A 19,727-nucleotide genomic window follows, 5' to 3' on the forward strand; every position below is an offset into this window, starting at 1 on the left:
ACGGATGAACGACAGGCACATATATCATGTCCCACCCGGCAATCATCACAGGCGTAGCAGCCGCCAAGTTTGAGTTTGACCGCGAATTTTCGCGCGGCGCTGTCATTCAGCCCCGCCGCGAACGCAAGAAAACCAAATGGACCGAGGCAGAAGTCGAAGCCCTCAAGGCGGAGGCCTTCCGCATGGGCGAGGACCAGGCCCGCACCAGCGAAGAAGCTGAAGTTTCCCGACAGATCGCCGCAGGCGCACAGCGCGTGGGCGAGCAGCTTTCCGCGCTGATGCAAAGCCTGCACGAAGACCGTGCACAGATGCGCGCCGAGGCCGCCGACATTGCCCTCACCATCGCCCGCAAACTCATGCCGACCCTTATGAAGCAGGCTCCCGTTGCGGAAATCGAGGCCGTGGTGACGGACGCCCTCGCTTTGTTGCGCGACGAACCACGCGTGGTTGTGACGGTTACGCCTGAACAACTCACCATGCTTGAAGACCGCATCAATGAAATGACCCGCGATCAGGGCTTCGAAGGCCAGCTTGCCCTGCGCACTGACGAAGCCATTGCGCCGGGCGACGTGCGCATTGAATGGGCCAGGGGTGCCATTACCCGCGACACGCCTGCGCTTGACCAAAGCATTGAAGAGATTGTCCGCACTTACCTGAGCGCCCCATCAGACGATGGCACCGACCAGGCTGATTTTTTTGCCCTGCTGGGCAAGTAACCAGGCCCAAAGCAGCAAGCATACAAAGGAGACACCACAATGGCCGACGAAACCGAGATGCACCTTGACGACCTGAGGGAACCCGCAGCCGACCTGCCGGTACCCGCCGAGGCATCCGCCAGCGACGACGCCGACAATGGCGACGAGGAACCCGAACGCTATGCCGCAGATCTTGAGGCGGTGTTCGATGTGCCCGTCAACGTGTCTGCCATTCTGGGCAAGACCCACATGGAAGTGAGCCAGCTTCTCAAGCTGGGTCGCGGTGCCGTGGTGGAGCTTGACCGCAAGGTGGGTGAGGCCATCGACATCTATGTCAACAACCGCCTGGTCGCCCGTGGCGAAGTGGTGGTGGTGGATGAACGCCTGGGCGTCACCATGACCGAAATCATCAAAGGCGGAAACGCGGCGTAACCCGCCCGTTTAGTGGAACACACGCTCATGCGCACCTCACTCACAGCCATTTTCGCCCTTACCGCCAGCTTCGGCCTGCTGGTGGCAGCGCTCACCATGGAGGGCAATGCAACGGCATTTCTCGACATGCGCGCCGCACTGATTGTGCTCGGCGGCACGCTGGCTGTGACCATGATCTCGTTTTCGCCCGTAGAGGTCGGCATTGCCGCGCGCGAAACATGGGCCGCGCTTGCCGCCCCGCGCCTCGACCGCAGATCTGCCGCCGACCGTATGCTTAAAATCGCCGAACGCACCCGCAAGGACGGCATGTTGGGTGTTGAGCGCCTGCTGCCGCAGCTTCGCCGCGACCCGTTTCTCGCCCGTGCGCTTGGTATGCTGGTGGACGGTGTGGATGTCGCCGAAGTGGAGCGGATGCTGGAAGATGAACGCTTTGCAACCGCACACAGGCGCGCCCAAAGCGCTGAAGTGCTGCGCCGCGCCGCTGACATTGCGCCTGCCATGGGCCTGATCGGCACCCTTGTCGGCCTCGTCCAGATGCTGGGAGCGCTGGACGACCCGTCAGCCATCGGCCCCGCAATGGCCGTGGCTCTTCTCACAACTTTCTACGGCGCAGTGCTGGGCACCATGGTGCTTGGTCCGCTCGCCGCGAAACTCGACCGCATCAACGGCGACGAGCGCGACATGCTCGCGATCTATGCCGCCGGTGCGGCCGCCATCGGCCGCAACGATCATCCCCGTCAGGTCGAACACACCCTCAACGCCCTGCTGCCACCGGCAGAGCGTGTTCAGTATTCCCGCTAAGGAGCAGTTCTCATGCGTTTGCTTATTGTCGGCAGCCTCAACGGCCAGCTCACCACCGCCACCAAAATGGCCATGGAGACCGGCGCCAAGGTGGCCCAGGTGGACACCGGCGAACAGGCCATGGCCGCGTTGCGCGCCGGCCAGGGCGCGGATCTTTTGATGGTCGAAGTCTCAAACGACATCGGCTGGATGGTGGCGCAGCTTCAGGCCGAGCGTATTGCCCTGCCCATCGTCGCCTGTGGTCTGGGATCTGACGCGCGCGCCGCCGTCAATGCCATCCGCGCCGGTGCCAAAGAGTATGTGCCCCTGCCGCCCGACGCCAAACTCATCGCCGCCGTGCTGGAAGCCGTTGCCGATGACAGCCACGCGCTGATCTACAAAGACGCGATGATGAACAATGTCATCCGCCTGGCCGACCAGATCGCCCCGTCCGAAGCCTCCGTGCTGATCACCGGCGAATCGGGCGTCGGCAAGGAAATCATGGCCCGCTACGTCCACCGCCATTCCCTGCGCAAGGACAAGCCGTTTATCTCGGTCAACTGCGCCGCCATCCCCGAAAACCTTCTGGAGTCAGAGCTGTTCGGCCACGAAAAGGGCGCCTTTACAGGTGCCGTGTCGCGGCGCATCGGCAAGTTCGAGGAAGCCGACGGAGGCACGTTGCTGCTGGACGAGATTTCCGAAATGGATGTGCGCCTGCAGGCCAAACTGCTGCGCGCCATTCAGGAACGCGAGATTGACCGCGTAGGCGGCAACAGGCCCGTTAAAGTGAATATCCGCATTCTGGCCACGTCCAACCGTGACCTGGCCTTGGAGGTGCGCAACGGCACCTTCCGCGAAGACCTGCTGTATCGCCTCAACGTTGTGACCCTCAACATTCCCGCCCTGCGCGAACGCCCGGCAGACATTCTGGAACTCGCAGAGCACTTCGTGAAGCGCTATGCGGATGCCAACGGCGTGCCCGCCCGGCCGTTGTCGGAGAATGCCAAAAACCACCTCACCCGCCAGCACTGGCAGGGCAATGTGCGCGAACTTGAAAACACGCTCCACCGCGCGGTGCTGCTGGCCAATGGCGACGAAATTGACGTCGAAGCCATTCGTCTGCCGGACGGGTCGCGCATTGACGACACCATCGCCCGCTCATCAAGCGACCCGGCTTCGCGCGCGGCCCAGGTGGCTGAAACCGTGAGCCGCAACCTTGTGGGCATGACCGTGGCCGACATGGAGCGCGACCTCATTCTCAATACACTGGACCATTGTCTTGGCAACCGCACTCACGCGGCCAACATTCTGGGTATTTCCATCCGTACCCTGAGGAACAAGCTCAATCTTTACACTCAGCAGGGCGTTGCCGTTGCAGCCCCCGGCGAAGCTCGCGCAGCCGGATAAGACGCCGGTCAACACCACCCGTTCGTTAACCCGCCTAAGAGTCGGAGCGCAGCCGCGCCATGTCTGAAACGACACAAACACCAGCAACAGGCAGCCTTTTTGCAGGCCTCAGCCTCGGCAGCATCGGCGCAGCCATAGGCGCACGCTCCGAACTGGCGCTGGCCCTGGGCGTGCTGACCATCATCGTGGTCCTCATCCTGCCGATGCCGTCATGGATGCTGGACTTTGCGCTGGCTATCTCCATCACCTTCTCGGTGCTGGTGATGATGACGGCGCTGTTCATCAAAAAGCCGCTGGAGTTTTCGTCGTTCCCCACGGTGCTGCTGATCGCCACCATGCTGCGGCTGGCACTGAACCTTGCGTCCACCCGCCTCATTCTCTCTAACGGCCACGAAGGCACGGACGCGGCAGGCGCTGTGATTGAGGCCTTCGGCAACTTCGTGATGCAGGGCAATTTCGTCATTGGCATCATCGTGTTTGCCATTCTGGTGATCGTGAACTTCGTCGTCATCACCAAGGGGTCAGGCCGTATCGCCGAAGTTGCGGCCCGCTTCTCACTCGATGCCATGCCCGGCAAGCAAATGGCGATTGACGCTGATTTGTCAGCCGGTCTCATCGATGAAGACACCGCTCGCGCCCGCCGCAAGGAGCTTGAAAGCGAAAGCGCGTTTTACGGCTCCATGGATGGTGCCTCCAAGTTTGTGCGCGGCGACGCCATTGCCGGCCTGCTCATTACCTTCATCAACGTCATCGCCGGCGTCATTGTTGGCGTGGCGCAGATGGATATGTCATTCGCGGACGCCTCCACCACCTACACGCTGCTCACCGTTGGTGACGGCCTCGTCAGCCAGATCCCTGCCCTGATCGTGTCCATGGCCGCGGGCCTGCTGGTGTCAAAGGCCGGTGTGGACGGTGCGGCCGACGAAGCACTGTTCGGCCAGCTTTCCGGGTATCCGCAGGCGCTGGGCATGTCGTCGGGCGTCATGGTTGTGATGGCCATGCTGCCGGGTATTCCCATGGTGCCGTTTCTGGCGCTCGCAGCCCTTACCGGCAGTGCCGCCTGGTTCCTTGTCAAAGGCCGCGAACAAAAGGCCGCCGACGAGGCCAGCGCTGCCGTTGCCGCAGAACAGGCCGTGCCCGAAGTTGAAGAACCCATTTCAACAGCGCTTGCCATGGACGAATTGCGCCTTGAGCTTGGCTTTGGCCTGCTGCCGCTGCTGGAAGGCGACGGCGAAGGACATACCCTGACCGAGCAGGTAAAGGCCCTGCGCCGCCAGATTGCGCAGGACATGGGCTTCGTCATGCCGTCGCTGCGCATTCTCGACAACATGCAGCTTGAGTCCACGTCCTACGTGTTGCGCGTCAAGGAAGTGGATGCAGGTGCGGGCACGCTCTACCCCAACCAGTTGATGGTGATGGACCCCCAGGGCGGCCCTGTCGATCTGCCCGGCGAACACACCACCGAGCCGACATTTGGCCTGCCCGCCACATGGGTGGATCATACCCAGCGCGAGGAAGCCTCGTTCCGGGGGCTGACGGTTGTGGACCCCGCCACCGTGCTGACCACGCACCTGACCGAAATCATCAAGGCCAACATGGCCGAGCTTCTGTCCTACGCAGAAGTACAAAAACTGCTGGACGAGATCGGCGGCGACAACCACAAGCTGGTGGACGACCTGGTGCCCGATCGCGTGTCCGTCACAACCATCCAGCGCGTATTGCAACAGCTCCTGACCGAGCGCGTATCAATCCGCGACCTCGCCACCATTCTGGAAGCCGTCGGCGAAGCCACCGGATACACCCAGAGCGTGACGCAGATTGTCGAGCATGTACGCACCCGCCTTGCCCGCCAGATTTGTCACGCCAACCAGAGTTACGCAGGCTACCTGCCGCTCATCGCCCTGTCACCGCAGTGGGAAGATGCCTTCACCAACTCGCTGATTGGCAATGGCGACGACAAGCAACTGGCGATGCCGCCCAGCGAGTTGCAGAAGTTCATTCAGGCCCTGCGTGCCGCCTACGATCAGGCCGGTGCAGGGGGCGACGTGCCGGTGCTGCTCACCAGCCCCGCCAACCGCCCCTATGTGCGCTCGGTTGTTGAGCGCGTGCGGCCGCAAAGCGTGGTGATGAGCCAGGCCGAAATCCACCCGCAGGCGCGTCTCAAGACGCTGGCCCAGGTCTAGGCGGACAAACAGCCCATGCGCCTCCGCCGTTTCAAAGCCCCCTCCATGCGTGATGCCATGGCGCTTGTCCGCGCCGAAATGGGCGACACCGCCATTATTGTGTCGAGCGAGGAACTGGCGTCCGGCGGCGTAGAAGTCACGGCCGCCGTCGAGCGTCGCGCACCTGCGCCGGACACAAACCCGGTCCGCGAAAGACTTGAAGATCGCCTGCGCGCCCGTATGCAGGCCGAGGCCGCCGGCGCACCAACGGTTGACGCAGCTGCCACCTTCGACATCAGCGACATTGACACCATTCTGGCCGACCACCGCGTTCCCGACGCCCTGCATGACCGCATTGTGCGGGCCGCAACCGCACATCAGGGCAACGACGCACGCTACGCACTGGCCCACGCCATCGACATCGCCATCGGCTTTCAGCCCGTTGGTGATAAACTCGCAGGCTCCATCATGCTCATCGGCACACCGGGTGCGGGCAAAACCGTGACGGCTGCCAAACTTGCCGCCCGCGCCGTGCTGGCGGGCCAGCAGGTTGATTTTATAACCGCCGACGCTGTGCGCTCCGGCGCGCTGGCCCAGTCGCAGGCCTACGCGGATGTGCTCAATCAGGATGTTGCATCGGTGCGCGGCGCGGATGAACTGGCTTTAATGCTGGACACCCGCGCCGAACTTGGCCGCAGCCGCCCCTGCATCATTGATACGCCCGCCACCAACCTGCACGACCGCGCCGAGCTGGACCACACAGCCCGCCTCGTGCAGGCGGCCCGTGCCGCCCGTACCGCAGGCGCACCGGGCACAACCATGCCGGTTGAACCCGTCGGCGTCATCGCCGCAGGGGGCGACACCGAAGACATGGCCGACGCCGCACAGTTTTTTGCCCGCCTTGGCTGCCGCCGCGTCATCATCACCCGCACCGACGCGACACCGCGACTGGGCGGTGTGCTCGCAGCCCTTGCTGCGTCCCGCCTTGCGGCTGCCGAGTTCGGCATCAAGCCCTATCTCGCCGGTGGCCTTGCCGCCGCAACACCCCACACGCTGGCGACCATGATGATTGCCAAATCCACTACCAGTCCACCCGTGCCGCATCTCATGCCGCACCGCCCATCATCACCGGAACACACCCCGTCGTTTACGGAGCCGACCCCAGCATGACCATGAGCGACACCCAGATCAGTGCCCCCCAGCCCGGTACCATCACCCGGCCGCGCAAAATCATCACTGTCGCATCCGGCAAGGGCGGTGTCGGCAAGACCATGATTTCGTCCACCTTGGCGCACAGCTTCGCGTTCGCAGGCGAAAAGGCGCTGCTGGTGGATTGCGACCTCGGCCTTGCCAATGTGGATATTCAGCTCGGCATTGCTCCCGCCCATGATCTCACCGACATCATTGCGGGCGACGTGGCGTTTGACGCAGCAATCACGCGCATCGGCGATACGCGTGCGCGTGGCGCGTTTGACGTGATTGCAGGCAGTTCAGGCTCCGGCACACTCGGTGCCCTTGCCAAAACCCAACTGGCGCAGATCCGTCAGGGTGTCACGCTCATTGCCGCACATTATGATCGGGTGGTCGTTGATCTTGCCGCCGGCATTGACCCTGCCGTCACGCTGTTTGCCGCCATCGAAGGGCCAACGCTGGTGGTTGTCACCGACGAACCCACGTCCATCACCGACGCCTATGCCTTCATCAAGGTCGCATCCATGAACGCTGACGCCGCCTCGACAGATATCCGCGTCGTCGTGAACATGGCGCAGACCACCGAAGCAGGACGCAAAACCTACGAAACCCTGTCACGCGCCTGCGGCAATTTTCTCGGCCTGACACCAGCGCTTGCAGGCATCATTCCGCGCGATACCGCCGTGCGCGATGCGATCCGCCATCAAACGCCCCTCCTGACCCGCAGCCCCAATGCGGCGGCCGGCTCAGCGATTGCAAAAATCGCCTCAGACCTCGCACACTGAAAAAGCCGCAGATTTCCGGGCGTGTTCACTTCGTTTTGCACCGCAACACCGTGAGTTCTGTGCAAATCGGCCAGATGCGCGTAATCTTTCGCACGTTCACGCTGGACCCGGTCACACAGTTGCAAAAGAACCGGGCCATGATGAGGAACAGTCGTAAAGACGCAGACCTGAAGGGGGGTCTTTAATGGAACAAGTAATGCAATACGCCCAGCCCGTGCTGGATTTTTTTGCTGCGGGTTTCAACCAGGTAAATGCGATTCAGGGGATCATCATCGGTATCCTCGCAGCCTTCGTGCTGCGTGAATACAAACGCATTCTGGTTGTTGCTTTCGGTGCCACGCTTATTCACGTGATTGTCGATACGGTCATGCCTGTCGTTCAGGGTGCCGAAATCAAACTGCCGCCGCTTGCGGACGCAAGCTGGTGGCAATATGTGGCGACACTGTTTGTCGGCTACATTGTCATCATCACTGTGTTTTACATTCTCAAGCGCATGTTGATCCGCGGCTGACGCTGCATACGGACCACAAAAAGGCCGCATACGGATGGGTTCCGTATGCGGCCTTTTTCGTTTTTGACACACCGTACAGGAGCATATGGCTGCGGACTGCGGATCAGGTCCGGGGTGACGGCGTGTGGGAAGAGACCAGACGTCTAGCGAATATCCGCAGCCCGGCTGTGCGCGGTGAGTGCCATTTCATCAAGCTCGGCCTGTTCGCGACGGCGGGTTTCAGCCTTGGCGCGGGTGCGGGCGGTTTCCTCCACCAGCTCGACTTTTTTCAGCTCTTCAAACGCATCCGCCAGCTTGTCACGCTCGGCATCCACCTGCCGCGACAGCTCTGAAATGCTTTGCGCCAGATTATCGCGCCGCATGGATGCATATTTGGCATAGGTCGGATAGGCGTAATGCGCCTCGTCCGAAATACCGGCCTTTTGCTGCTCATAGCGCACACGCTTTTCAAGCTCTTCCTCCTCACGGCGGAAGTCGTCAAGCATCTGCTCAAGGTCAGCGACCCGGCGCTGTATTTCCTGAACCTGAAACCGCTGAACGCGGATCAATGACGTGCGGGATTTCATTTTCTGCCCCCTAAATCATCGGCTGGTCGTCACCCGCACCCTGGTCGCCCTCCTGGGCCTCCATCGGTCCGAGTATGGTTGCGAGATGCCGGAACCCCTCTTCCAGCGGTGTGTGATCATTTTTCTGCTGCGACAGGAACGCTTCAAAGGCCGGCGTCAGACGAATGGCTTCATCCACCGTCGCGTCCGCCCCGTGGCGATAGGCGCCAATGCGGATCAGTTCTTCCATGTCGGTATGCGCCGACATCAAAGCCCGCGCGCGCTTCACCAGTTCAAACTCATCCGCCTGCTGACAGTCAGGCATCGTCCGCGACACGGATTTCAATACGTTGATAGCGGGATAGCGACCGCGCTCGGCAATGGCGCGCTCCATCACAATGTGACCGTCAAGTATTGAGCGCACGGCATCCGCTACAGGCTCATTATGGTCGTCGCCCTCCACCAGAACCGTGAACAGCCCGGTGATGGAGCCTGAGCCAACCCGCCCAGGCCCCGCCCGCTCAAGCAGGCGCGGCAGTTCTGAAAATACGGTTGGCGTATAACCCCGTGTGGTGGGCGGTTCACCGCCTGACAGGCCGATCTCGCGCTGGGCTGTGGCAAAGCGTGTGAGGCTGTCCATCAGGCACAGCGCATCCGCGCCATGATCGCGGAAATATTCTGACAACGTCATGGTCAGATAGGCCGCCTGCCGTCGCATCAACGCGCTTTCGTCAGACGTCGCCACAACCACCACGCTGCGGGCAAGACCTTCCTCGCCCAGATCGTCTTCAATGAACTCCTGAACCTCGCGGCCACGTTCACCAATCAGGCCGATCACCGCCACATCTGCCGACGAGTAGCGCGCCAGCATAGAGAGCAACACGGATTTGCCGACACCGGAGCCCGCAAAAATACCCATGCGTTGACCGCGGCACGTGGTGGCAAACGCATTGAGCGCGCGCACGCCAAGGTCAATACGTTCACCCACACGGGCGCGGTCATGCGCCGGGATGGGTCTGCCGCGCAACGAATAGGGAGCCGCCCCCCCTGCAATCGGGCCCTTGCCATCAATCGGCTCGCCCATGGCATTCACCACGCGACCAAGCCATGCAGTTGACGGATGCACAATCGGGTCAGCGCCATCAAAGCGGGCCGGTGCGCCCATGCGCAGGCCTTCGATCGCCGCAAACGGCATCGCCAGCGCACGGTCATCCCGAAAGCCGACAACCTCGCAGGGCACGGATTCATCGCGCGCGCCAGGCACAACCACGCGGCTGCCCAGGCTCAACGCCGTGAGCGGCCCTTCAAGCTCCACCATCAGCCCGCGCACAGCAGCTACGCGGCCATATTGCTCGACAGGCGACAGACGCTCGATTTCTGCAAGCAGCGGCTTCATTGGACCCCACGACCAAAACAGGTTTCGACAGCAGACCTGCCGAGTAAGCGCTAAGTGTGGGGGCAAGGCGCTTAAGACCCGGTAAACCCTATTGAGGGGTTACGATAAAAAATCACGTTGGGACGTATTTCCTCAAGCATGTCTTTGCGTGGCTTGATCACGCAATCCAGCGCAACGGGCGCAGAGGCAGTGGCTCTGGACCCCGGATCAAGTCCGGGGTGACGCGGTGTTTTTTTCGGGGGATAGCGTTCAATTCGTGCGCATCACCATTTAAAAACTTGCGGCGAAATGACTCAGAAACCCTCGTTTTTCGGGCATCCCCGCAAGGCTTTCGCAATAGACGTTAAAAAAATGCCCCGCCGTTAAGGTTCGTTAACCATTTGCCCGTAGCCTCCAAACAGGGATTAACTGGGGTTGCGGCGAATCACTTGGATTGCCGGGCCGATCTGGCACATGCGGGCGTTAAGCCCGCCGCCGTTTTGAAGGGGGAGCAAGAACATGCGGGTTCTTCTCATCGAGGACGACAGCGCAACCGCCCAGAGCATTGAACTCATGCTCAAGTCGGAAGGCTTCAACATCTACACCACCGATCTGGGCGAAGAGGGCATCGACCTCGGCAAGCTCTATGATTACGACATCATTCTGCTGGATCTGAACCTGCCGGACATGTCGGGCTATGAAGTGCTCAAGACACTTCGCCTGGGCAAGATCGGCACACCGATCCTCATTCTCTCCGGCATGGCCGGCATCGAGAATAAAGTCCGCGGCCTTGGCTTTGGCGCTGACGACTACATGACCAAACCGTTCCACAAGGACGAATTGGTCGCCCGCATTCACGCCGTGGTGCGCCGCTCCAAGGGTCACAGCCAGTCGATCATCCGCACCGGCCGCCTGACAGTGAACCTCGACACCAAGACTGTGGAAGTCGAAAACCAGCGCGTGCACCTCACCGGCAAGGAATACCAGATGCTGGAGTTGCTCTCGCTGCGCAAGGGCACAACGCTCACCAAGGAAATGTTCCTCAACCACCTGTATGGCGGGATGGACGAGCCGGAACTCAAGATCATCGACGTGTTCATCTGCAAGCTGCGCAAGAAACTTGCCGCAGCAACCGGCGGAGACCACTACATCGAAACCGTGTGGGGCCGTGGCTATGTGCTGCGTGACCCGGTGGAAGAAGAAGTAACGGAAGCCGAAGCCGCGACCGCCTAGCACACGATCGGGACAGATCATTCCAACAAAAAGGGCGTTGCTTCGGCAACGCCCTTTTTCGTGTTCGATGATTGGTTGCCGCTAGGCAGTGCGGAATACCGGTGCCTGGTTGGGCACCGTTGTGGCCGATGCTGTCATAGCTGGCCGCACACCCGGTGCCGCCGGGGCTTTCACACTATCCACCAGCAAGGCAGGGTTGCGGGCATAAAGACCGCGCGCTCCGGGCACCGGCTTGAAGGCATCCGTAATACCCACAACGGTTTCAGCCGCACCCAGCAGCAAGCACCCGTCTTCGGGCATCAGCTCGGCGATGCGCTCCAGCACCTGTTTTTTGGTCGGCTGGTCGAAGTAAATAAGAACGTTGCGGCAATAGATGATGTCGAACCGGCCCATGCCGACAAACGGGTCCAGCAGGTTGTTTTCCTTGAACCGAACCATGGTGCGGATGGCGGCATCAATCTGCCAGCTCTCACCGTGCTGCTTGAAATATTTCATCAGCAACTGAATGGGCAGGCCGCGCTGCACTTCAAACTGCGAGTACATGCCTTTTCTGGCGCGCTCCAGCACCTCGCCGGACAAATCCGTACCCAGCATGTCAAAGGTCCAGCCGCGCGCAGCAGCCGTATCGTTGATGAGCATCGCCAGAGAATAAATCTCCTGGCCGGTAGAGGCCGCCGCACTCCAGATGCGCAAACGCCGCTGGGTGGCGCGGGTTTTCAGCATGTGCGGCAGAATTGTATCCGTGAACAGATTGAACGGCGTCTTGTCGCGAAAGAAAAACGACTCATTGGTGGTCATGGCTTCGGTCACGTCCGCCGCCAGCTTCTCGTTCGCGCCGGGTTTCAATGCTGTCACCAGCTCTGAAATGCCGCCAAGTTCCGCCTTGCGGGCAACCGGCATCAACCGGCTTTCCAGCAGATAGGTTTTGTCGGCGGCCAACACCAGGCCGGAGCGCTTGCGCACCAGGCCCGCCAAAAACTCAAACTCTTCCGGCGTCATCTGGCTCTCCCGGCAAACTGGCGAATGATCGCCGAACTGATCTGATCCAGCGGATAAACGCCCGCACATATGCCCGCCTGGGCACACGCCCCCGGCATACCCCAGACCACACTTGTATTTTCGTCCTGCGCATACAGCGTGCCGCCCTTGTCGGCGATCACGCGGCCGCCGTCGCGCCCGTCATGCCCCATGCCCGTCAGCACCACGCCAAGACTTGCAGCGCCAAACACCGTCGCCACGCTTTCAAACAGCGGGTCAACGGCCGGACGGCAAAAATGAACGGGCGCGCTTTGGTCAAGCGCAATCGCCACGCCCGGTCCGTCACGCACAACGCGCATGTGAAAGTCGCCGGGTGCAACATAAATGTGGCCCGCCATCAGGCGTTCGCCGTCAATGCCTTCATGTGCCACGAGCCCGGACAACCTGCCCAGCTTGTCCGCCAGAATCTTTGTGAACGATGCAGGCATGTGCTGGGTAATCACAACCGGCACGCCACCAAGCGACGGCCCGATTTTCTCAAACACCGCAAACAGCGCCTGCGGCCCGCCGGTGGACGAGCCGACCGCCAGAATGCGCGGCGGTACGCTGGATGGTTTGCGAAGTTCAATGGCCGCTTTGCCAATGGCCGCGCCCGCGCCTGCTGTTGCCGCCGCGTGCGGCACAATCCCCCGCTGTGCCCGTTTGAGCACGGCCCGCCCCAGCGCGCTTACCTTGTCGATCAGTTCACGCCTAAAAACATCAGACCCGGCAATGCCGCGCGCACTGTCAGGCTTGGGCACATAGTCAGCCGCGCCCAGTGTCATTGCCTTCAGCGAAATGTCCGCGTTACGAAGTGTCAGCGTGGACGCCATGATGATCTTTGTTTCAGGCGACGCCGCCAGTATGCCGGGCAGCGCCTCAAGCCCGTCCATAACCGGCATTTCAATGTCCAGAATGACCACATGCGGCCTGATCTTCGCCGCCGTCTCCACTGCCTGCCTGCCGTTGGAGCATGAGCCCGCAACCTCAAGCCCGTCGGTTTCGTCGATCCACCGCTTCACCAGACCGCGAATGACGGCACTGTCGTCCACCACCATCACCTGAACTGCTGGTGCAGCACCTGCCCGCACAGGCATACGTGCAACCGCAGGCGCGCCCGTGGAGTGCGCGGCTGACTGTGCAGAAACTGGTGAGAGCGCGTGATCCATCAGCGTCAGATAAGCCCCGCTTCAGCAAATTTCGCCTGCATGATGTCGCGGTCAAACGGCTTCATGATGTATTCGTTGGCACCCGCGCCCATGGCTTCGCTGATATGCTCCATGTCGTTTTCAGTGGAGCAGAAAACCACAACGGGTTTGGCCCCGCCGTCGCGCTTGCGCAGCGCCAGCAAGAACTCAAGGCCGTTCATCACCGGCATGTTCCAGTCCAGCAACACCGCTTCGGGCATCCGCGCGTCGCACACCTCAAGGGCAGCAGCGCCATCGGCGGCTTCCTCGATGTTGAAGTTCATTTCCTCAAGAATGCGGCGCGCCACTTTGCGGATGACACGGCTGTCGTCCACCACAAGACATGTCTTCATGGGTCTCACTGCCTTTTACTGGGCCACGCACGAAACAACGGGCGGGCCGAGAACTCACAAACGGTTTGCAGGCTCCTTCCGCAGCTATGCCGCTGCGGATGCCGCCTGCAGATCAAGCGCCCGCGCCACGTCGAGCACCACCATCAGGTCGTTTTCCAGGCGGTGAACACCACTGGAGACCTGCTGCCAGCGCGGGTCGAGATTGGCCGGGCTGCGTTCCACATCCTGCGCGCGAAGGCTTAAGACTTCTCCAACACTGTCCACCATCAGGCCATACGCCTCGCTACGCTCCTCGATACCCACCGCCATGCGCGAGGCATCGCTTGCAGGTTCGGCAAGTCCCAGCCGTATGCGCATATCAATCGCCGTCACGATGCGGCCACGCAGGTTGAGCACGCCGCGCACCTCCGCGGCCGATAGCGGCACAGTTGTAAGCCCCTGCACTTCAAACACGTCCTGCACCACAGTGACGGGAATGCCGAACAACTGTTTGCCCACATACACCGTGATGTAGTCGATCAGGCTGCCGTCGAGATGAGCCACTTAGGTATCCGTTGTCTTGGTCATGCTGCTGCCCCTTCACTTTGAAGCGTGGCGCGCAGAACATCGATCAGGCCGTCGCGGTCTGTTTTGGCCACATAATCCGTAAAGCCCACCGCATGACCGCGCGCAATGTCCTCGCGCGAGGTGCGTGACGACATGGCGACAATCGGCGTGGCACCCCATGCCGCATCGCCCTTCACCGCCTGGGCAAAGTCAAAGCCGTCCATACCCGGCATTTCAATGTCGCTGACAATCACATCAAAGCGCGCGCCCGCATCGCGCAGGCGGAATGCATCATGCGGGTCTTGCGCCGTGGTTACCTTGTAGCCCGCGGCATTCAGCAACGGTGCCAGCATGTTGCGGAAGAACGGGCTGTCATCCACCAGCAGCACGCGCTTGGCCTTTGCAGCCTCGCCGCGCACATTGTCGGCACGGGCAAACCAGTCCTCGAAGGCCAGCGTCAGAAAATGGCCGACATCAATAATCTCGGTCGCTTTCTCGCGCACAATGGCGCTGCCCAGCATACCCGGCGTGTCAGACGTAATGTCCATGTCCAGCCGCGCATCGATGACATCCACGATTTCGTCAACCAGCAGCCCCATGGAGCGGCCCTCGTCGGTGAACACCAGGATCGGTTGGCGGCCAGACGCTTTCATCTGCTGGTCCGGCGACACTTTTTGCAGCGGCATCAGCTTGCCGCGATACTGCACCACCGGCTTGTGGTCAGACATTTCAATGTCATCAATCGTCACTTCTTCAAGTCGCGTCACCAGCGACAGCGGCACGGCCTTTGGCTCGCCACCGCCGGCGCGGAAAATAAGCAGCGACGTTTGCTCGCCATCCAGATTAAGCGCGTCCGTTTCCGCAACATCCTCAAGCTGGGCCGCCACCTCGCGGCTGACGCACTGGGCAATGCCGTTGGGATCAATGATCATGATGACGCTGCCGTCACCCAGAATGGTGTTGCCGGAAAACATGGTGATGTCGCGCAGCATGGAGCCGGACGGCTTGACGACAATTTCCTCGGTATCAAAAACCGTATCCACCACAATGCCGAACTGCGCACTGCCCACCTGCGAAACGATGACGAAGGCTTCGGGCCGCTGGGCCGTTGACGGTGGCAGATTGCCTTCCGCGTCCGGCTTGCGGCGCTTGTCGAGCAGCAAAAGCTCATCAAGATAAACCAGCGGCAGCAGCTTGCTGCGCAGGCGCAGCACCGGCGTATCGTTGATCTTTTCAATGCGCGCGTCACTGTCCGCCTTGGCCCGCACAAGCTCGACCACCGCAAGCTGCGGAATGGCAAATTTCTGGGCACCCGATTCAACAATCAGCGACGACACAATGGCCAGGGTCAGCGGAATCTTGATGGTGAAGGTTGTGCCTTTGCCCGCCACCGACAGCAAATCAATGTGCCCGCCGATAAGCTCGATGTTGGTGCGCACCACATCCATGCCCACACCGCGACCCGACACATTGGTGACGGCGGCGGCCGTGGAGAACCCGGCGGCAAAAATATATTTGTGGATTTGCTGGTCGGTCTTTTCGTCCAGCTCGGCGGCCGTCGCCAACCCGTTTTCAATCACCTTTTCGCGAATGCGCGCGGTGTTAAGACCGTGGCCGTCGTCGGAAATCTCAATGATGATGTGCCCGCCTTCATGGAAGGCGCGCAGATTGATGGTGCCGGTTTCAGGTTTGCCAGCCGCCAACCGTGCCTCAGGCATTTCCAGCCCGTGATCGGCCGAGTTGCGCACCATGTGGGTGAGCGGATCCTTGATGAGGTCCAGCACCTGGCGGTCAAGCTCGGTGTCGGCTCCCACCATGTTAAGCTCGATCTTCTTGCCAAGGTCATTGGACAGATCACGGATGATGCGCGGCAGCTTCTGCCAGGCATTCCCGATCGGCTGCATCCGCGTTTTCATCACCGCTTCCTGAAGTTCGGCGGTGACATTGGACAGCCGCTGCAACGGCACCTTGAACTCTGAATCGTCCAGCCGCCGCACCATCTCCAGCAACTGGTTGCGCGTCAGCACCAGTTCGGAAACCATTGTCATCAGCTCTTCAAGCGTATCCACGTTGACGCGGATGGACTGGTTGGCCACAGCCGATTCACGCGGTGCCGCTTCTTCGGATTTGGCAACAGCAGCAGGTGTAGAGGCAGGCTTGGGAGCAGGTGCCGCAGGCGCTTCGACCTCGGCAACAGCCGCCACAAAATCGTCCGGTCCTTCGGCCTCCTGAAAGGCGCGCTCCAGATCTTCGAGCGATACTTCGCCAGGCTTCAATTCACGCGCAAGCGGCGCAACCTCAATCGGGGCCTCAATCGGGGCCTCAACAGGAGCCTCGGCGGCATTGGCATCCGCCTGCGTCGGCCCGGCTTCTGCAACCAGCGAACAGGCTTCAAGCTGCTCGATCAGATCGGAGTCATCACCTACCGGCTCAGCTTCGGTCGCCTCAAGCTCACCCAAAATGATTTTGATCCGGTCGAGCGTGTGCAAGATCAGCGTCACCCCGTCGCCGGTCACTTCAGCGCCGTCGCGGTATTTGCCCATCAGCGTTTCAGCGGCATGGGCCAACGCTTCAAGGCGCGGCAGCCCCAAAAAGCCGCACGTGCCCTTGATGGTGTGCACAAGCCGAAAAATGTTGGAGAGAATGGCCGCGTTGTTGGGATCCTGCTCGAACTTCACCAGTTCGACATCCACCACATCCAGGCTTTCAAAAGTTTCCGTCAGAAACTCGCGCAGAAGATCGTCCATCAGTTCCCACCCCGGCAAAAGTCGGGCGGGACCACACTCATGTCCCGCTTCATCCTGCCGGAGTTTTGGCGCAAATCCTTAAAATCAGATGAAACTGCGTGCAATCAGCGTGCGAACACAACCATAAAGTGCGAACACACCCCGCACGCGCCACAAACTGGCTGTCTAGCCGATCATGCCGGTGATGTTTTCAGCATCAGGCCCGTAGGTGAGCGCAAATGTCACCGGGCCGTCTTCCATCGGCTGGCTTACTGCAAGCGACGCGTGCAGCGCCCTGCACAACAGACCAATCAGATAAGGCTGCACTGCCCGGCTGTCAGGCATCGCATCAAGCGACATACCGCTGGCCAGGTCGCTGTGCTCAGGCACCCGTGCCCGGTCGCCGGTGGCCACCAGTACCATGCCGTCATTGCCGTTTTCGACGATGATTTTCAGTTCGCCGCCGCGCGGAATGGCGCCGGTTGCAAACTGCACCAGGTTCATCAGCAGCTTCATGCGGGTTTTATGCAGCGCGCCGGGCTTGACGTCCCACGCCAGCGTAATCCGCCCGCCCGCCATCAGACCTTCAGCGGCGCGGCGCGCATCATCAATTTCAATTTCTGCGCCCGCAGAGCCGGATGCCCCAAATGCCAGCCTCGCAAACTGCAGCTTGGCAGACGCCTGAAGCGCGCTCTTGGCGATCAGCAGCAGCGCGTGCTCGCGCATCTCGTCGTCGTCTTCTTCCTCCAGCACTTCAAGGCCGTTGACGATCGCGCCCACCGGGCTGATGACGTCATGACACACCCGCGAACACAAAAGCGCTGCAAACTCCAGATCATCCGGCTTCACATCGTTACTGGTCATGGCGTGTCGTCTCCCGCTGTTTTGCGCATCCTGCGGCCTCCATGCCGAATCACTTCAGCTAATTTTTGATACACTTCACCGGGCATTCGTGCAAAAGAGGGCCACGCTCCTGCCGCAACAAAAAATTTGCCGAAAGTATTGTCCGTGTCCGACACAGCCCTCCTCGACACCCTGACCGCCATTTCGATAGACGCGGGCGCGCGCATCATGACGTTGTATGAGCGCCCCATCGCGGTAACGGAAAAAGACGACAAGTCACCGGTGACGCAAGCCGACCAGGCCGCCGAAGACATTATTCTGGCGCGCCTTGCAACGTCCTTCCCCGACATTCCCGTTGTCTCCGAGGAGGCCGCTGCTGCCGGTCACATTCCTGAGTTTGGCGACCGTTTTTTTCTGGTGGACCCGCTGGACGGCACCCGCGAATACATCAAGCGCAACGGCGAGTTCACCGTAAACATTGCGCTGATTGAAATGGGCGTCGCCACTGCTGGCGTGGTCTATGCCCCGGCCCAAGCACTTCTCTATGCAGGGGCACTCGGCGCGGGCGCACATGAAACCCGTGTGGATGCCCACGCGCCGGACAAGGCCGGGACACCGCGCCGCATCACAACCCGCGCCATGCCGGACGCAGGCCTCACCGCCATCGCCAGCCGCAGCCACCGCGACCACAAGACCGAAGAGTTCCTGAACCACTACAACGTCAACGACATTGTCACCGCAGGCTCATCGCTGAAGTTCTGCGTGGTCGCGCGCGGCGACGCTGACATTTATCCCCGCCATGGCCGCACCATGGAGTGGGACACCGCCGCAGGCCACGCCGTGCTGAGTGCGGCGGGCGGCACCGTCACACGGCTGGATGGCACGCCGTTGCTGTATGGCAAAAGTGCCGACGGATTGGCAAACCCCTACTTTATCGCCAAGGGCGACCCGTCAGCCTACTGAGTATGATTAGTGGCCATCGCCAGTGGCAATCGCATCCAGCAACTCGCGGTCATTGATCTGCACCCGGTTGCCTTCCTTCAGGGTGATGATGCCGCTCGTCTTGAGTTTGGTGATCGAGCGACTGACGGTCTCAACCGTGAGGCCCAGATAGTCACCCATGTCGCTGCGGCTCATCGGCACGCGCACCGGGTTGGCGTCCTCGCCACGTTCTGCGGCCCGGTTGGAGAGCCAAAGTAAAAACGTTGCAATACGCTCCTGCGCCGTCTTGCGGCCCAGCAGAAGCATTTGTTCCTGCGCCACCGACAGTTCAAGCGTTGCCAGGTTCAACATGCGGTTGGACAGTTTGGGAAACTGCTCAACCAGGTGCTGCATCCGGTCAGACTTGAGCGAACATGTTTCCACCTGCTCAAGCACTTCGGCGGTGTAGATGTATTCCTCGCCGTGGCTGAGGCCCAGAAAATCACCCTTGAACAAAAACCCGGTGATCTGACGGCGCCCGTCCGGCAGCAGCTTGTAGAGCTTGAGCGCGCCCTTTTGCACAATGAAACACTCACCGGCTCTGTCGCCTTCAAAAAAAAGCGTCTCACCCACATCGTGGGACTCAGAATGGGTCAGCTTCGCCAGCGCCCCCAGCTCGTCATCGTTGAGCACAGCGCAGATGGCCTGCATCCGCACATCGCAGTTGACGCACGGGCTGGAGCTGTCACGCGGCAGAGCCGGTGAAAGGGCATCATGGGTGCTGTTGTCCATCATGCCGTTGTTTACGCCAAAATCCTGCATCTGTTCCCCCAGGTTCCGCGCCAGTGCGATATCGATCAAGGCCTCGTTTGATATATATCAAACGGTAAACCTGTGGGTCACCATCCACAAGCGCGGGAATTGACGCACTGTCAGACGTAGCTATGCAGGTGTGGGAAGTATCCAAACATGTGGCCGGCTGCAGCCCCCGAATAAGCCCCCCGACAGTTCAGGGGCC

19 protein-coding genes are annotated in these 19,727 nt (G+C 60.9%); 10 read left to right on the top strand and 9 right to left on the bottom strand.

Going from position 1 to position 19,727, the window contains the following annotated elements; genetic code table 11:
- Positions 1-26 precede the first annotated feature (26 nt).
- The 8 genes from RIB87_RS14520 (at position 27) to RIB87_RS14555 (ending at position 7,963) form a co-directional block, all read left to right on the top strand.
- On the top strand, positions 27-716 hold the full coding sequence (locus RIB87_RS14520) for a FliH/SctL family protein (protein WP_350147941.1): 690 nt from the start codon (positions 27-29) through the stop codon (positions 714-716).
- Positions 717-755: 39 nt separating this feature from the next.
- Complete coding sequence (fliN, locus tag RIB87_RS14525) at positions 756-1,127, top strand: flagellar motor switch protein FliN (protein ID WP_350147943.1); 372 nt, start codon at positions 756-758, stop codon at positions 1,125-1,127.
- Between the two features lie 27 nt (positions 1,128-1,154).
- Complete coding sequence (locus RIB87_RS14530; protein WP_350147945.1) at positions 1,155-1,928, top strand: motility protein A; 774 nt, start codon at positions 1,155-1,157, stop codon at positions 1,926-1,928.
- 12 nt (positions 1,929-1,940) lie between these two features.
- Positions 1,941-3,314 carry a sigma-54-dependent transcriptional regulator FlbD gene (gene flbD, locus RIB87_RS14535; RefSeq protein ID WP_350147947.1) on the top strand — a complete coding sequence of 458 codons (1,374 nt, stop codon included), beginning with the start codon at positions 1,941-1,943 and terminating at the stop codon, positions 3,312-3,314.
- A gap of 59 nt (positions 3,315-3,373) precedes the next feature.
- On the top strand, positions 3,374-5,497 hold the full coding sequence (flhA, locus tag RIB87_RS14540; protein ID WP_350147949.1) for a flagellar biosynthesis protein FlhA: 2,124 nt from the start codon (positions 3,374-3,376) through the stop codon (positions 5,495-5,497).
- 15 nt (positions 5,498-5,512) lie between these two features.
- Entirely contained in the window at positions 5,513-6,646 is a 1,134-nt protein-coding gene (locus RIB87_RS14545) for a flagellar biosynthesis protein FlhF (RefSeq protein WP_350147951.1), read from the top strand.
- Positions 6,643-7,452, top strand: a complete 810-nt coding sequence (locus tag RIB87_RS14550) for a nucleotide-binding protein (protein WP_350147953.1) — start codon at positions 6,643-6,645, stop codon at positions 7,450-7,452. Before RIB87_RS14545 ends, RIB87_RS14550 begins: the two co-directional genes overlap by 4 nt.
- A 184-nt stretch (positions 7,453-7,636) precedes the next feature.
- Positions 7,637-7,963 (top strand): hypothetical protein, encoded by a 327-nt coding sequence (locus RIB87_RS14555; protein ID WP_350147955.1) that lies wholly within the window; start codon positions 7,637-7,639, stop codon positions 7,961-7,963.
- Between the two features lie 143 nt (positions 7,964-8,106).
- Here RIB87_RS14555 and fliJ read toward each other — a convergent pair whose 3' ends face one another.
- Positions 8,107-8,529, bottom strand: a complete 423-nt coding sequence (gene fliJ, locus RIB87_RS14560) for a flagellar export protein FliJ (RefSeq protein WP_350147957.1) — start codon at positions 8,527-8,529, stop codon at positions 8,107-8,109.
- A gap of 10 nt (positions 8,530-8,539) precedes the next feature.
- Positions 8,540-9,904 carry a flagellar protein export ATPase FliI gene (gene fliI, locus RIB87_RS14565; protein WP_350147959.1) on the bottom strand — a complete coding sequence of 455 codons (1,365 nt, stop codon included), beginning with the start codon at positions 9,902-9,904 and terminating at the stop codon, positions 8,540-8,542.
- Between the two features lie 498 nt (positions 9,905-10,402).
- On the opposite strand from fliI, the gene ctrA reads away from it, so the two are divergent.
- A complete protein-coding gene (gene ctrA, locus RIB87_RS14570; protein ID WP_350147961.1) occupies positions 10,403-11,116 on the top strand; it encodes a response regulator transcription factor CtrA in 714 nt (237 codons plus the stop codon).
- Positions 11,117-11,197: 81 nt separating this feature from the next.
- Here the strand turns inward: ctrA and RIB87_RS14575 are convergent, their stop codons facing one another.
- The 6 genes from RIB87_RS14575 to RIB87_RS14600 form a co-directional block, all read right to left on the bottom strand.
- Positions 11,198-12,115, bottom strand: a complete 918-nt coding sequence (locus RIB87_RS14575) for a CheR family methyltransferase (protein WP_350147963.1) — start codon at positions 12,113-12,115, stop codon at positions 11,198-11,200.
- Positions 12,112-13,302 (bottom strand): protein-glutamate methylesterase/protein-glutamine glutaminase, encoded by a 1,191-nt coding sequence (locus RIB87_RS14580; RefSeq protein ID WP_502943264.1) that lies wholly within the window; start codon positions 13,300-13,302, stop codon positions 12,112-12,114. Before RIB87_RS14580 ends, RIB87_RS14575 begins: the two co-directional genes overlap by 4 nt.
- A gap of 5 nt (positions 13,303-13,307) precedes the next feature.
- A complete protein-coding gene (locus tag RIB87_RS14585; protein WP_350147965.1) occupies positions 13,308-13,673 on the bottom strand; it encodes a response regulator in 366 nt (121 codons plus the stop codon).
- Positions 13,674-13,757: 84 nt separating this feature from the next.
- A complete protein-coding gene (locus RIB87_RS14590) occupies positions 13,758-14,216 on the bottom strand; it encodes a chemotaxis protein CheW (protein WP_350147967.1) in 459 nt (152 codons plus the stop codon).
- A 20-nt stretch (positions 14,217-14,236) separates the two neighbouring features.
- Complete coding sequence (locus tag RIB87_RS14595) at positions 14,237-16,966, bottom strand: hybrid sensor histidine kinase/response regulator (protein ID WP_350147970.1); 2,730 nt, start codon at positions 16,964-16,966, stop codon at positions 14,237-14,239.
- A 165-nt stretch (positions 16,967-17,131) separates the two neighbouring features.
- The gene (locus tag RIB87_RS14600; RefSeq protein WP_350147972.1) at positions 17,132-17,809 is read right to left on the bottom strand and encodes a histidine phosphotransferase family protein; all 678 of its coding nucleotides are present in this window, start codon (positions 17,807-17,809) and stop codon (positions 17,132-17,134) included.
- Positions 17,810-17,953: 144 nt separating this feature from the next.
- Between RIB87_RS14600 and cysQ the strand changes: the two genes are divergently transcribed.
- On the top strand, positions 17,954-18,751 hold the full coding sequence (gene cysQ / locus RIB87_RS14605; protein WP_350147974.1) for a 3'(2'),5'-bisphosphate nucleotidase CysQ: 798 nt from the start codon (positions 17,954-17,956) through the stop codon (positions 18,749-18,751).
- A gap of 6 nt (positions 18,752-18,757) precedes the next feature.
- Here cysQ and RIB87_RS14610 read toward each other — a convergent pair whose 3' ends face one another.
- Positions 18,758-19,570 (bottom strand): Crp/Fnr family transcriptional regulator, encoded by an 813-nt coding sequence (locus RIB87_RS14610; protein WP_350147976.1) that lies wholly within the window; start codon positions 19,568-19,570, stop codon positions 18,758-18,760.
- Between the last annotated feature and the right edge of the window lie 157 nt (positions 19,571-19,727).

The organism is Pyruvatibacter sp. (genome assembly GCF_040219635.1).
GTDB lineage: Bacteria > Pseudomonadota > Alphaproteobacteria > CGMCC-115125 > CGMCC-115125 > Pyruvatibacter.

What these genes read in the sequence shown, in the direction of transcription:
- RIB87_RS14520 (WP_350147941.1), top strand. Translation starts at nt 27, where the DNA reads ATGTCCCACCCGGCAATCATCACAGGCGTAGCAGCCGCCAAGTTTGAG.
- fliN (WP_350147943.1), top strand. Translation starts at nt 756, where the DNA reads ATGGCCGACGAAACCGAGATGCACCTTGACGACCTGAGGGAACCCGCA.
- RIB87_RS14530 (WP_350147945.1), top strand. Translation starts at nt 1,155, where the DNA reads ATGCGCACCTCACTCACAGCCATTTTCGCCCTTACCGCCAGCTTCGGC.
- flbD (WP_350147947.1), top strand. Translation starts at nt 1,941, where the DNA reads ATGCGTTTGCTTATTGTCGGCAGCCTCAACGGCCAGCTCACCACCGCC.
- flhA (WP_350147949.1), top strand. Translation starts at nt 3,374, where the DNA reads ATGTCTGAAACGACACAAACACCAGCAACAGGCAGCCTTTTTGCAGGC.
- RIB87_RS14545 (WP_350147951.1), top strand. Translation starts at nt 5,513, where the DNA reads ATGCGCCTCCGCCGTTTCAAAGCCCCCTCCATGCGTGATGCCATGGCG.
- RIB87_RS14550 (WP_350147953.1), top strand. Translation starts at nt 6,643, where the DNA reads ATGACCATGAGCGACACCCAGATCAGTGCCCCCCAGCCCGGTACCATC.
- RIB87_RS14555 (WP_350147955.1), top strand. Translation starts at nt 7,637, where the DNA reads ATGGAACAAGTAATGCAATACGCCCAGCCCGTGCTGGATTTTTTTGCT.
- fliJ (WP_350147957.1), bottom strand. Translation starts at nt 8,529, where the DNA reads ATGAAATCCCGCACGTCATTGATCCGCGTTCAGCGGTTTCAGGTTCAG.
- fliI (WP_350147959.1), bottom strand. Translation starts at nt 9,904, where the DNA reads ATGAAGCCGCTGCTTGCAGAAATCGAGCGTCTGTCGCCTGTCGAGCAA.
- ctrA (WP_350147961.1), top strand. Translation starts at nt 10,403, where the DNA reads ATGCGGGTTCTTCTCATCGAGGACGACAGCGCAACCGCCCAGAGCATT.
- RIB87_RS14575 (WP_350147963.1), bottom strand. Translation starts at nt 12,115, where the DNA reads ATGACGCCGGAAGAGTTTGAGTTTTTGGCGGGCCTGGTGCGCAAGCGC.
- RIB87_RS14580 (WP_502943264.1), bottom strand. Translation starts at nt 13,302, where the DNA reads ATGGATCACGCGCTCTCACCAGTTTCTGCACAGTCAGCCGCGCACTCC.
- RIB87_RS14585 (WP_350147965.1), bottom strand. Translation starts at nt 13,673, where the DNA reads ATGAAGACATGTCTTGTGGTGGACGACAGCCGTGTCATCCGCAAAGTG.
- RIB87_RS14595 (WP_350147970.1), bottom strand. Translation starts at nt 16,966, where the DNA reads ATGGACGATCTTCTGCGCGAGTTTCTGACGGAAACTTTTGAAAGCCTG.
- RIB87_RS14600 (WP_350147972.1), bottom strand. Translation starts at nt 17,809, where the DNA reads ATGACCAGTAACGATGTGAAGCCGGATGATCTGGAGTTTGCAGCGCTT.